At 63.6% G+C, this 12,666-nt stretch carries 8 protein-coding genes and 1 pseudogene; 4 read left to right on the top strand and 5 right to left on the bottom strand.

All coding sequences use genetic code 11. The features are described from left to right. Positions 1 to 124: 124 nt before the first annotated feature. The 5 genes from pbp4b to WMO64_RS07345 all read right to left on the bottom strand — a co-directional run bounded on the left by pbp4b (position 125) and on the right by WMO64_RS07345 (position 8,470). A complete protein-coding gene (gene pbp4b, locus WMO64_RS07365) occupies positions 125 to 4,897 on the bottom strand; it encodes a penicillin binding protein PBP4B (protein ID WP_349231563.1) in 4,773 nt (1,590 codons plus the stop codon). Between the two features lie 173 nt (positions 4,898 to 5,070). Further along, positions 5,071 to 5,967 (bottom strand): MurR/RpiR family transcriptional regulator, encoded by an 897-nt coding sequence (locus tag WMO64_RS07360; protein WP_349231562.1) that lies wholly within the window; start codon positions 5,965 to 5,967, stop codon positions 5,071 to 5,073. A 38-nt stretch (positions 5,968 to 6,005) separates the two neighbouring features. Continuing rightward, a complete protein-coding gene (gene ptsP / locus WMO64_RS07355) occupies positions 6,006 to 7,625 on the bottom strand; it encodes a phosphoenolpyruvate--protein phosphotransferase (RefSeq protein ID WP_349231561.1) in 1,620 nt (539 codons plus the stop codon). A gap of 14 nt (positions 7,626 to 7,639) precedes the next feature. Further along, complete coding sequence (locus WMO64_RS07350; protein ID WP_148316148.1) at positions 7,640 to 7,897, bottom strand: HPr family phosphocarrier protein; 258 nt, start codon at positions 7,895 to 7,897, stop codon at positions 7,640 to 7,642. A 36-nt stretch (positions 7,898 to 7,933) separates the two neighbouring features. Continuing rightward, positions 7,934 to 8,470 carry a PTS sugar transporter subunit IIA gene (locus WMO64_RS07345; protein WP_294522006.1) on the bottom strand — a complete coding sequence of 179 codons (537 nt, stop codon included), beginning with the start codon at positions 8,468 to 8,470 and terminating at the stop codon, positions 7,934 to 7,936. Between the two features lie 505 nt (positions 8,471 to 8,975). Between WMO64_RS07345 and murQ the strand changes: the two genes are divergently transcribed. The 4 genes and pseudogenes from murQ to WMO64_RS07325 form a co-directional block, all read left to right on the top strand. Then, the gene (gene murQ, locus WMO64_RS07340; RefSeq protein WP_294522004.1) at positions 8,976 to 9,872 is read left to right on the top strand and encodes an N-acetylmuramic acid 6-phosphate etherase; all 897 of its coding nucleotides are present in this window, start codon (positions 8,976 to 8,978) and stop codon (positions 9,870 to 9,872) included. Positions 9,873 to 9,981: 109 nt separating this feature from the next. Continuing rightward, positions 9,982 to 11,439: a PTS transporter subunit EIIC gene (locus WMO64_RS07335; RefSeq protein ID WP_294522001.1), complete on the top strand. Its 1,458-nt coding sequence runs from the start codon at positions 9,982 to 9,984 to the stop codon at positions 11,437 to 11,439. A 229-nt stretch (positions 11,440 to 11,668) separates the two neighbouring features. Continuing rightward, on the top strand, positions 11,669 to 12,508 hold the full coding sequence (locus WMO64_RS07330) for an HAD family hydrolase (protein WP_294521998.1): 840 nt from the start codon (positions 11,669 to 11,671) through the stop codon (positions 12,506 to 12,508). A gap of 34 nt (positions 12,509 to 12,542) precedes the next feature. Next, positions 12,543 to 12,666: pseudogene (locus tag WMO64_RS07325) on the top strand (glucosamine-6-phosphate deaminase); the annotation flags it as partial.

Here is a 12,666-nt window from a genome sequence, read left to right as displayed (position 1 = left end):
GGAACCGACCCAAAAGGCCGGTCCCGCGGCTCCTCTGTTGCAGGCCGGGAGAAAAAAGGCCGCCTGGGGAGGTCCATGCAGACCTCCCCAGGCGGCAAGCAGAGGGGGGAAAAGGAAGAGAGGGTTACTTGCTGAGGAAACGCATGAGCATGGTGGCCACCTCGGCGCGGGTGGCGCTGTCGGCGGGAGCCAGCAGACTGCCGGGCTTGCCGGTGATCACGCCGGCGCCTACGGCCCAGGCCATACCGTCGGCGGCCCAGGAGCTGACAGCGGTGCTGTCGCCGTAGCCGGCCAGAGCGGAGGCGTCCGCCTGGGCGGTCTTGCCGGAGGCAAGGGCGTACTGATAGAGGATGGCGGCGATCTGCTCACGGGAGACATTGTCGTCGGGGGCGAAGCGGTTGCCGCCCACGCCCTTGACGATGCCCTTGGAGGCGGCCCAGTTCACGGCGTCGCTGTACCACAGGCCGGCGGGCACATCGGTGAAGCCGGCGGAGGTGGAGACGGCGGGGGAGCCGGCGGCCCGGTAGAGCACGGTGGCCAGCATGGCGCGGCTCATGGTCAGCTCGGGGGCGAAGCCGCCGCCGGTGACACCCTGGAACAGGTTCTCCTCGGTGACAAAGCGGATGGCGTCATAGGCCCAGTAGCCGTCGGACACGTCGGAGTAGGGGTTGTCCCACTGGGGCTGGGTGGGCTCGGTGCCGCCGCCGGTGGAGGGCTTGTCGCTGTCGCCGCCGGGGGTAGGCGTGATGGAGGGGTACTCCAGGTTGTTGAGGCGGATCGCCAGGCTGGAGATCATGTCCTTGTCCCGGTCGGTGTCCAGCAGGGAGAGGGCGGTGCGGGCGGCGGCAATGTTGTCGGAGGTGCTGCGGGCCTCGGCCGCGTCAAACACCAGGTCGATCATGGAGTAGCCGGACTTCACCACGGGGTGGGTGGGATCGTCGGTGTCCTCGGCGGCCACCAGGCGCATCTTGTCCACGGCCATGTCGCCAAGCAGGGCGTCCAGCGCGGGCTGGATGTCGTCAGCGGCGCTGTTGGCGGTGATGCCCTGGTAGAGGATGTTGGTCACAAAGCCCAGGGTGGAGGAGGTGTACCAGTTGCCGTCGAACTGGCTCACATCGGTCTCCTTGTCGGTGATGGGGGAGTTGATCTTGTTGGTCAGGTAGACCACCACCAGGTCCTGCTCGGGGTCAATGGCGGTGAGGGTGCCGGTCCAGCCCTGGTGGCCGATGGTGTTCCGGGAGGCCTGGACGCCGAAGTACCAGGGGCGGCCGCAGTCGGCCTGACGCCACCAGCCCTGGCCCCAGGTGGCGGAGGAGTCCTTGCGGGAGGTGAAGTACTCGTTGACATTGGTGCTGAAGAGACGGTTGGTGCCGTAGCCGCTGGGATTGAGCATCATCTGGGCCAGGGTGGCCAGATCCTCGGCGTTGGCAAACAGACCGGCGTGGCCGGAGATACCGCCCATGGTGTACCAGGCCTTTCCGTCGTGGACCTCGCCCTGGATGGTGCCCACCCGGTCGCCGGTGAACTCCATAGCGCCGTCACGGCTGTTGCCGTTGAGCTCGGTGGCGGCGCAGTCGTTTTTCTCAAAGCCGTTGTCCAGAGGGTTGAAGGTAATGTGGGTCAGACCCAGGGGCTGCCAGAAGATCTCCTTCAGGAAGGTGTTCAGGTCCTTGCCGGTGACCTGCTCCACGATGAGGCCCAGGAGCATGTAGTCCACGTCGGAGTACACGGTCTTGGTGCCGGGCTCATAGACCAGGGGGGACTTGCAGATAGCCTCGGCTGCGGCCTCCTTGCTGGTGGCGTAGAGCACGTTCTCCGTGTCGGGGTCGGGCTGCTGGGTGACCTGGTCGAACTTGTCGTTGTAGAACTGGGGGTCGGGGGCGAAGCCGGCCTGGTGCTGGAGGATATCCGCCACAGTCAGCTCGGCCTTCCAGGCCTTGGCGGTCTCCAGGTCGGGGGCGCCGGTGCCGTTGGAGGTCTGGTAGTGGATCTCAATGGTGTCGTTGACAAAGTTGGGGAAGAAGTCGGTGATGGGGGCGTTGATGTCCAGCAGATCCTTGTACACCAGGTACTGGATGGCGTAGTTGGTGGCGTACATCTTGGTGTTGGACGCCAGGTCGTACAGGGTGTCGGTGGTGACGGCGGGGCTGTCGGTCTTGGGAGTGCCGTCGGGGTTGTAGGCGTTCACAGTGCCCCAGGCGTTGGAGTAGACCATCTGACCGTCCTTGATGATGGCCAGCTGGGCGGAGGTGAAGCCGTTGTCGATGTCGTTCTGGACCACAGAGTCGATCAGGTCCAGGGCCTTGGCGTCCAGGCCCACGGAGGCCAGAGCGCTGGCGTCGTCGGTCTTGTCCACCACGGTGGGGTTGGCGATGGCCACCCGGGTGCTGGTTCTGGCCGTCTCGTTGATGTTGGGGATGGTGACCTGGATGCTGTTGCGGCCGTTGCGGGCCACGCCGGAGATATCGATGGAGAAGATGCCGGTCTGGCCCACCAGGTTGGAGTTGTCCACCTCAACGCCGTTGACGAAGATGCGGATGCCGCCGTCCACGGTCAGCTCCTTGCCCAGCCAGAGCCACAGGGTGCCCTGGCCCTCATAGCCGTCGAACCAGGTGCCGGTGTTGTAGTACACGGTGGAGGTGGAGCCGGCGGAGGAGTAGGGGCGGGGGAAGTAGACATAGTTCTGGTCGCCGCCGTTGAAGGGGCAGTTCTCCAGGGAGGACACATTGTCCACGGTGGTGCGGTACTCGGCGGTCAGGCCGGGAGCGGCGGGGGCGGAGCCGTCGGTGACGATGGCGTCGATGCGCTGCTGGAGCTGGGCGGACCAGGCGGCGGCGTTGGCCAGGTTCTCCTCCTTGGCCACGTAGAGCTTCACAAAGTCGTTGATGTTCTTCAGGGCCAGCTGGGCGTTGGCCTTGGTGACGTCGCTCCTGCGCTGCTCGGCGATGGTCACCACCAGGTCCACCAGAGCGTAGGAGTCATTCATGTGGGGAGCCTCGTCATAGGCGTCCTTGTGGCTCGTCATCAGGCGGATGCGGTCGTTGGTCATCTGGAGGGCCACGGCGTCCACAGCGTCCACGCTGGAGCGCATGGAGTCATAGACCAGACCCACCACGGAGCCCAGAGCGCCCAGGACCATGTTGTCGGAGTAGAAGTCGTTGGCAGCTACATTGGGGTCAATGACGGGGGAGTTCTTCTTGTTGGTCAGCAGCACCACCACCAGGTCGTTCTCGGGGTCAATGACGGTGAGGGTGCCGGTCCAGCCCTGGTGGCCGATGGTGGAGTTGGAGGACTGGATGCTGAAATAGCTGCTGCGGCCCAGCTCAGCCTGACGCCACCAGCCCAGGCCCCAGGTGGGGTAGTTCAGGCTCTTGGGCTTGGTGAACTCGTCCATGATGTTCTTGCTGAAGAACTGGTTGCCGCCGTAGCCGCCGGTCAGCATGACGGAGGCCAGCTTGGCCAGGTCCTCGGCGTTGGAGAACAGGCCCGCGTGGCCGGAGATGCCGCCCATGGCGTAATAGGCCTTCTCGTCGTGGACCTCGCCCTGGACGGTGTCGGTGCGGACGTTCTTGAAGCTGATAACGCCGTCGCGGGTGTTGCCGTTGAGCTCGGTGGCGGCGCAGTCGTTCTTGTCAAAGCCGTTCTGAAGGGGATTGTAGGTGATGTGGGTCAGGCCCATGGGGTCCCAGAAGGTCTCCTTCAGGAACTGATCCAGGCCCATGCCGGTGACCTGCTCGATGATGAGACCCAGGAGCATGTAGTCTACATCGGAATACACTGTGTTAGTACCAGGCTCATAAATCAGCGGACTTTTGCAGATGGCCTCGGCCACCTTGTCCTTGCCGATGGCGTAGAGCACGTTCTCGGTCTCGGGGTCGGGCAGCTGGGTAACCTGATTGAACTTGTCGTTGTGGAACTGAGGATCGGGGGCAAAGCCGGCCTGATGCATCAGAATATCGCGGACGGTCAGTTCCTTCTTCCAGGCCTTGGCGGTCTCCAAGTCGGAGGCGCCAAAGTAGTCCGCCTTGCCATCGCCTGTGTAGTCGTACTGATAGTTAATTTCAATGGTACTATCAACAAACTCGGGGAAGAACTTGGTGATGGGGTCGTCCAGAGAGATGTCGTACACGTCGGAGCCCTGGGTGAGCATGTACTGCAGGGCGTAGTTGACGGAGTACATCTTGGTGTTGGACGCCAGGTCGTACAGAGTGTCGGTGGTGACGGGGACATAGTTCTCGTCGCCCTCCTCGATCCGGGTGCCGTCGGGGTTGTAGCCGTTGACGGCGCCCCAGGCGTTGGAGTAGACCATCTTGCCGTCCTTCACCACGGCCAGCTGGGCGCCGGAGAAGCCGTACTTCACCTCGGAGTCGATGAACTCGTCGATGACGCCCAGAATGTCGTCGCTCATGCCCACGTCGGAGGGCAGGCCAGGGATGACGGTGGGGTAGGGGATGCTGACGGTGACGGCCCCTGCCAGGGTGGAGGGGGTGATGGCGGAGACCTGGACGGTGTTGGTGCCGTCCACGGTCAGGTCGGAGATGTCCACCTTGTAGGTGGAGCCGCCCTTCATGGCGGAGGTGTCCACCTCGGCGTTGTTGACGAACAGACGCAGGCTGGTGACGCCGGCGGCCAGGGTGACGTACAGCTCGCCCTGATCGGCGTAGCCGTCAAAGCTATACAGGCTGTTCATGGCCAGGGTGTCGTCCACATACCCGGCCCAGTCGGGGAAGGTGACCTGAGCCTGCCAGCCCTGCTGGGGCAGAGCGGTCTCGGTCACGGTGCTGGGAGAGATCCCGGCTCTGGCGGAGCCTCCTGCCGCTGCGGCGGGCGCAGCCAGCGAGAAGGTCAGCGCCGCGGCAAGGATCAGTCCGGTTGCCTTTTTGAGCGCGCTTCTCATAAAAAAATTCCTCCTCATCCATGCACACTTGTTCAGTATGCTTATTTGATAAGAGCATAGCACACTGAACAAAAGTGAACAAGGAATCGGAGGAATCATGGTACAAAATTTCTAAAGTTGACAGTTTTACGTCATTTTAACCGAAAAAATGAAAAATGACCAGATGGGTTTCATTAATTTCGGTTAATATCCGGGTCACCCTGAGAATCCAGCAGAGGCTTGCGCATGGAGCTGGGCTTGCGGATATGGGTCCGGGAGAGCTGCTCCAGGCTGTACTCGTATTCGCTGTTGGCGAAGGCGGTGTACAGGATGTCGATGAGGTTGAGCTGGGAGATACGGGAGGACATGGCGCCGCTGCGGAAGGTGGACTCGTTGGCGGTGGTGTAGAGCTTGTAGTCGGCCAGCTCAGCCACCGGCGAGCTGACGCAGCGGGTGATGGCGATGATGGGGGTGTGGTTGTCCCGCATGGCCTTCATGCACTCCACCATCTCCACCGTCTCTCCGGAGTAGGAGATGACGATGCCCAGGTCGTCTTTGGAGGAGTTCCTGGCCTGGAGGAACTGGGAGTGCCAGTCGTCGTTGACGATGCAGGGCTTGTTGAGCCGCAGGAACTTGAGATAGGCGTCCCGGGCGGCGCAGAGGGACGCGCCCATGCCGAACAGCAGCACGGTGCGGCACTTGCGGATCAGCTCCACGCACTGGCGCAGGGTGTCCGCGTCCAGCAGGTTCTTGGTGTCCTCCAGAGAGATGATGTTCTTATAGGTGACCTTCTCGATGATATCCTCAACACTGTCGGAGCGGGCGATCTCCTTCCGCTCCTCCTCCTCACTCTGCTTGCGCACGGCCATCTCGTAGGTCACCGCACGGCGAAACTCCTTGTAGCCTTCAAAGCCGATGCGGTGGCACATGCGGATCATGGTGGACGGAGAGGAAAAAGTCCGCTCCGCCATCTCGTGAATGCTCAGCTCCATGGCCTCTTCAGGGTGCGAGAGCAGATAATCGGCGACGGAACGTTCGGTGGCGCTGAGGGAATCTCTGGCCTCCCGGAGTCTGAGCAGCGCGCTTTTCATAAGGTTTGCCTCCCTGTGATGGTTCTTGCGGGTGACGGTTATCTGTCCAGAATTTTGGCCTTGGTCTCCAGAATGGCGCCGGGCGTCATGGACAGCTCGTCCACGCCCACCTCCATAAAGAAGTCGGTCAGGGTGGTGTCGGCGGCCAGCTCGCCGCAGATACCGGCCCAGATGCCCGCCTTGTGGGCGTTCTCCACAGTGGTGCGGATGAGACGCAGCAGGGCTTCGTGGTGGCGGTCGCAGAAGGGCTCCACCTGGGCGTTCTGCCGGTCCACGGCCAGGGTGTACTGGGTCAGGTCGTTGGTGCCGATGCTGAAGAAGTCCACCTCCCGGGCCAGCAGGTCGCTGATGACCGCGGCGGCGGGGGTCTCGATCATGATACCCAGCTCCGCGTGCTCGTCAAAGGGCACGCCCTCGGCCTTCAGCTCGGCGCGCACCTGGGCGCACATCTCCTTGATCCGCTTCACCTCGCTGACCGAGGTGATCATGGGGAACATGATGCCCAGCTTTCCGTGGGCGGAGGCCCGGTACAGGGCCCGCAGCTGGGTGCGGAACACCTCGGGACGGGTCAGACAGATGCGGATGGCCCGCAGGCCCATGGCCGGGTTCTCCTCCTTGGGCAGCTGGAAGTAGTCGGCCTGCTTGTCGGCGCCGATGTCCAGGGTACGGATGACCACCATGCGGCCGTCCATGGCCTCCAGCACCTGGCGGTAGGCCTGGTACTGGTCCTCCTCGGGGGGATAGTTGTCCCGACCGAGGTAGAGGAACTCGCTGCGGAACAGACCGATGCCGTCGGCGTCGGCGCCCAGGACGGCCTCCAGATCCTTGGGCGCGCCGATGTTGGCGCACACCAGAATCCTGTGTCCGTCGGGGGTCACGGCCTCACGGCCCCGGAAGGTGTCCAGATAGCGGCGGTGGGCCGCCTCCTGGTCCCGGCGGTTCTCCAGCTCCGCGGTGGTCTGGGCGTCCGGGTCCACGTACACCTGGCCGGAGCCGCCGTCCACAAACACCTGCTTGCCGTCAAATTCCTCCAGCAGGCTGTCCCCCAGACCCACCACCGCCGGGATGCCCATGGTGCGGGCAAAGATGGCGGTGTGGGAGTTGGAGGACCCCCGGGCGGTGATAAAGCCCAGCACCTTGCTCCGGTCCAGCCGGGCGGTCTCGCTGGGCACCAGGTCGTCGGCGGCGATGATGCAGGGGGTGTCCCCGCCCAGGGCCTCGTCCTCCTGGCCGGTGAGCAGGCGGATCACCCGCCGGGACACGTCCAGCACGTCTGCCGCCCGCTCCTTCATGTAGTCGTCGTCCATCTGGGCGAACATCTGGGAGAACTGGGCGGCGGTCTGGTCCACCGCATACTCCGCGTTGACGTGCTCGCTCCGGATCATCCCGGTGACAGAGTCCCGGTAGTCCAGGTCCTCCAGCATCATCTGGTGGATCTGGAAGAGCAGGGACTTCTCCTCGCCCAGTTTGGCCTTGGTGTCCACGTAGAGCTTGGCCAGCTGGACCACGGCCTCGCCCCGCGCCTTGTCAAACCGGGCCACCTCTGCCTCCGGGTCGGCCACTTCCCGGCGGGGCTGTGCCTGGGCGTCCCGACGGAGGAAGCGCAGATTGCCCGAGGCCACGCCCCGGGACACACCTTCACCGTGCAGTACCGTCATGACAAGCGCCTCCTTTAAAAGTTCTCCTGGAAGAACTTCTCCAGGGTCTGGGCGGCCTCAGCCTCATCGGCGCCGTCCACGGCCACCTCCACGGTCTCGCCGCACTTGACGCCCATGCCCATGATGGCGAAGAGCCGCTTCAGGTCGGCGCTCTTCTCGCCGCGGGTCAGCTTCACGGTGCTGGAGAACTTCTGGGCCTCCTTCACCAGCAGGCCGGCGGGACGGGCGTGGAGACCATTGGGATCGGTAATGGTGTACTGGAACTGAATCATATCAGAATACCTCTTTTTATATTATATAGATGTGGGTCAGGCCCGCTTGGTCAGGGTGATGATGGTGTCGCCGGGACGGACCTCGCCGCCCTCCGCCTTCTCCATGACGAACTCGTCGCCGTTGCTCACCACCACGGGGGTGGCCAGGTCGAAGCCCTGGGCCAGCAGGGCGTCCCGCTCAAAGGACAGCAGCAGCTGACCCCGCTTGACCTTGTCGCCCTCCTTCACGTGGGCGGCAAAATGCTTGCCGCCCAGGGCCACGGTGTCCTTGCCCACGTGGATCAGCAGCTCGGCGCCGCCGGGGGTGAGGAGACACACGGCGTGATGGCTCTCCAGCAGGTTCTCCACCGTGCCGTCGGCAGGGGCGTACACCTTGCCGTCAGCGGGGATCACGGCCACGCCGTCGCCCAGAATCTTATCGGCAAAGACCTGGTCGGACACCTGCTCAATCCCGATGAGCTTTCCGGCCAGGGGGCTGCCTAGGCGCTCCACACCGGGCTCCTCGGCGGGGGCCTCTTCGGCACCCTTCTTCTTTCCAAAGAGCCAGGAGGCAAATCCTTTTTTCTCAGACATGGTAAAATGCTCGCTCCTTTCAAGCTTCTGCAATGACTGTGCTGCGTAAAAAAATAAAAGACGTCCTTCCGGAGAGCACTCGTTCCAGGGACAATGCCCCGGCACAGAGGACTTTCCAGATCGGACGTCAGAACGCACAAAACTCAGGCGGCTGTGTATTCAACTTTTGCTTGCGAGCACAGTATAGCAACTAAAGTTTCGCCTGTCAAGGGAAAAAGTAAAACTTTCTTTGAAACATATGTGCATATCAGACAATTCAAATCTTCCCAGCTTGGAAAGTTTCATCAAAATGCTGGAATGGGAGAAAAAGGAGCCACTTGACGAAACAATGTGCCATAAACTGCTCAAATAATTGACATGAAATGCAGGATTTATTAGGATGAATGTACAGCGAAGGCTGTTGCTTGCAGCGATTATGATTTTTCCTCCCGGCTTTCGGACGGGCTGGGGAGGATGGAGCGGAACGCACCATCGGCTCCACTCAGGCGCGGAAGGAGAATGGGCATTGAATTTGAATCTGGACGCAATGACCACGGAGACCCGTAATCAGGCCACCATGAATCTGGACACCATGACCCCTCTGGAGGTTGTGACGGCCATGAACCGGGAGGACGCCAGAGTTCCCCAGGCCATCGAGCCGCTGCTGCCCAACATTGCCAAGGCAGTGGAGTGGGCCATTGACTCCCTGGAGAAGGGCGGACGGCTGTTTTATATGGGCGCCGGCACCAGCGGCCGCCTGGGCGTGCTGGATGCCGCCGAGTGCCCCCCCACCTTCGGCGTGTCTCCTGACCTGGTGGTGGGTCTCATCGCCGGCGGCGAGAAGGCCTTCATCAAGGCGGTTGAGGGCGCCGAGGACAGCCGGGAGCTGGGCCGCGACGACCTGAAGGACAACAATCTGACCAAGGACGACCTGGTGGTGGGTATCGCCGCCAGCGGCCGCACCCCCTACGTGCTGGGCGGCCTGGACTATGCCCGTGAGCTGGGCTGCCGCACCGTGGCCATCTCCTGCAACGCCGGCTCCGCCGTGGGCCAGGCGGCCGACCTGGCCATCGAGGTGGTGGTTGGCCCCGAGGTCCTCACCGGTTCCACCCGCCTCAAGGCCGGCACCGCTCAGAAGCTGATCCTCAACATGATCTCCACCGCCACCATGGTGGGTGTGGGCAAGGCCTATCAGAACCTGATGGTGGACGTGATGCAGACCAACGAGAAGCTCCACGTCCGGGCCGAGAAGATTGTCATGGAGGCCACCGGTGTGGACCGTGACACCGCCAAGGCCACCATCGCGGCGGCAGGCGGCAGCGTAAAGACCGCCATCACCATGATCCTGGCCAACTGCGACGCAGAAGAGGCCAAGGCCCGTCTGGACAAGGCCAGAGGCCATGTCCGCGAGGCCATCCAGTAAGGCCGCAAGCCGGTCGGATACTTATGGCGAGAACAGCCTGGGGGCTGTTTTTGCGTTCCGCCCTGCGGAACGATTGTGTGTACCCCAATAGAAAAAGGAGAGGTGTAACATGACAAATCAGGAACTTTCCAGCAAGATCCTGGAGCTGGTCGGCGGTCGCGGCAACGTGAACAGCGCCACCAACTGCATGACCCGCGTCCGCATCCATGTCAAGGATGACGGCGCCATTCAGGACGCCGCGCTGAAGAACGTGGAGGGCGTTCTGGGTCTGGTCCACGACAACCCCGGCTATGTGGAGGTCGTTGTTGGCCCCGGCAAGTGCCGCAAGGTGGCCGACATCTACAAGGACATGGGCATCCCCGTCTCCGCTGAGGGCGCCGACACCGGCGTGTCCGCCAGCAGCGACTGGAAGGCCAACAAGGCCGCCATCAAGGGCGCTCAGAAGGAGAGCAAGGTCAAGGCCATGCTCAAGACCTTCGGCGAGATCTTCGTGCCCCTGATCCCCGGCGTCATCGCCGCCGGTATCTGCTCCGGTCTGGCCACCCTGCTGGCCCAGGCCATCCCCAACTATACCGAGAACGCGGTCTGGAACATCATCTACAACCTGCTCAGCCTTATCAACACCGCCTTCATGACCTACATCACCGCCTGGGCCGGCTACCGGGCTGCCGAGAAGTTCGGCGGCACCCCCATCCTGGGCGGCATGGTGGGTATGATCACCACCCTGGGCAACATTGACGCCATCTCCAAGATCGTGGGCCTGTACAACGAGGCCCAGCCCCTTGACGCCATCCTCCGCGCCGGCCGCGGCGGCGTGCTGGCCGTTGTCATCGGCGTGTGGTTCATGTGCAAGATCGAGAAGGCCATCCGCAGCAAGATGCCCGACGCCGTGGACATCTGCTTCACCCCCATCCTGACCCTCATCATCACCCTGATCCCCTACATCTTCATCGTCATGCCTGTCACCGGCCTGATCTCCACCGGCCTGTGCAAGCTGGTTGAGCTGGTGGCTATGAGCACCAACCCCGTGGTCCGCATGGTGGCCGGCTATCTGGGCGCCGCCCTGTTCCTGCCCATGGTGGCCATGGGTATGCACCACGGCCTGGTGGCCCTGTATACCGTCCAGCTTGAGGCCTTCGGCTACGTCACCCTGTACCCCGCCCTGGCCATGGCCGGCGCCGGCCAGGTGGGCGCCGCCATCGCCCTGTCCATCAAGGCCAAGCGCACCGGCAACCACCGTCTGCGCCAGGTCATCGGCGGCGCTCTGCCCGCCGGTATCCTGGGCGTGGGTGAGCCCCTCATCTACGGCGTCACCCTCCCCATGGGCAAGCCCTTCTTCACCGCCGGCCTGGGCGCCGGCTTCGGCGGAGCCTTCGTCATGCTGATGCAGGTGGCCGCCACCACCTGGGGCCCCTCCGGCCTGCTGGGCATCTTCGTCATGACCGCCGGCCCCAACGGCGCCATCCTGTCCATCATCTACTTCCTTATCGGCCTGGTGATCAGCTACATCATGGGCTTCATCTTCACCTGGTTCGGCATCAAGGAGCAGGAAGTGGCCGCGGCCTAAGGCTGTGCGCGCTCTGACCCTACCCCTCTTTGACACGCGTCCATTCTGACCCGGGACGGAGCATTTCCCCAGACAGCAGCAGGCCGCGGGCCCCCTCCGGGGCCCGCGGCCTGCTTTGCGCCTGCTGCCGGTTGCGGCGGAACGGGAGAGGTGGTATGCTGTGCCGGGAGGCCGTCCCGGCAGACGGGAGCGGCCCGCATACTATTATTTATAGAGAGGTGCCCTCGAGATGGAGATTTCCCTGCTTGCCATGGATCTGGACGGGACCGCCCTTCTGGACGACCATAAGACCTTTACCCCCCGGCTGTACGCCGCGCTGTCGGCGGCGGCCCGGAAGGGCGTGGCCATCGTGCCCGCCACAGGGCGGCAGTACGCCATGCTGCCCCCGGCAGTGCGCACCGGCGCGGAGTGGGAGGACCTGTGTGTCCTGTGCAACGGCAGCGAGGTCCGCCGCCTCCCCACCGGGGAGCTGCTGGAGGCCCGCTACATGGAGCCGGACGCCGCCCGGCAGGTGCTGGCGCTGGCCCGGAGCCTGGGCCTGCCGGTGGAGCTGTCCGCCAGCGGCCTGCTCTATCTCACCCAGGAGAGCTGGGACATGCAGCGGGCCCATGAGGACAGCCTCTATTTCCATCTGAACAATATTCTGCCGGCCAGGGGGCGGACTGTGCCCACCCTGGAGGAGGTGCTGGACCGGCCCGGGCTGGACCTGGACAAGGTGAATCTGCCCTACGTCCCCACGGAGCTGGGGGCGGAGGTGGAGCGGGCGCTGGAGGCCGCTCCGGTCTCCTTTGCCTGGTCCGGCCCCCACAGCCTGGAGATCACCCACAGCCAGGCCACCAAGGCCAACGGCATGCTGGCCGCCTGCCGGATTTTGGGCGTTGATCCGGCCTGCACCATGGCCATCGGCGACAGCGGCAACGACATCACCATGCTGAAAGCCGCCGGCCTGGGCGTGGCCATGGGCAGCGCCGCCCAGGCGGTCAAAGACGCGGCGGACGCGGTGACCGCCTCCAACCGGGAGGACGGCGCCGCCCTGGCCATCGAGCGCTATATTCTGGGCGGACCGTGAGCCGCCCACAGAACAGAAGAAGGAGAAATATGCCATGATTCGGATCTATGCAGCGGAAAACTATGAAGAGATGAGCGAGAAGGCGGCGCGGATCATCGCGGCCCAGGTGATCCTGAAGCCGGAGTGCGTGCTGGGCCTGGCCACCGGCTCCTCTCCCA

The organism is Pseudoflavonifractor intestinihominis, from assembly GCF_040096055.1.
Lineage (GTDB): Bacteria > Bacillota > Clostridia > Oscillospirales > Oscillospiraceae > Pseudoflavonifractor > Pseudoflavonifractor intestinihominis.
This window is presented reverse-complemented; position numbering and strand designations above follow the sequence as displayed.

Coding starts and splice junctions, on each gene's coding strand:
- pbp4b (WP_349231563.1), bottom strand. CDS start 4,897: ATGAGAAGCGCGCTCAAAAAGGCAACCGGACTGATCCTTGCCGCGGCG.
- WMO64_RS07360 (WP_349231562.1), bottom strand. CDS start 5,967: ATGAAAAGCGCGCTGCTCAGACTCCGGGAGGCCAGAGATTCCCTCAGC.
- ptsP (WP_349231561.1), bottom strand. CDS start 7,625: ATGACGGTACTGCACGGTGAAGGTGTGTCCCGGGGCGTGGCCTCGGGC.
- WMO64_RS07350 (WP_148316148.1), bottom strand. CDS start 7,897: ATGATTCAGTTCCAGTACACCATTACCGATCCCAATGGTCTCCACGCC.
- WMO64_RS07345 (WP_294522006.1), bottom strand. CDS start 8,470: ATGTCTGAGAAAAAAGGATTTGCCTCCTGGCTCTTTGGAAAGAAGAAG.
- WMO64_RS07335 (WP_294522001.1), top strand. CDS start 9,982: ATGACAAATCAGGAACTTTCCAGCAAGATCCTGGAGCTGGTCGGCGGT.
- WMO64_RS07330 (WP_294521998.1), top strand. CDS start 11,669: ATGGAGATTTCCCTGCTTGCCATGGATCTGGACGGGACCGCCCTTCTG.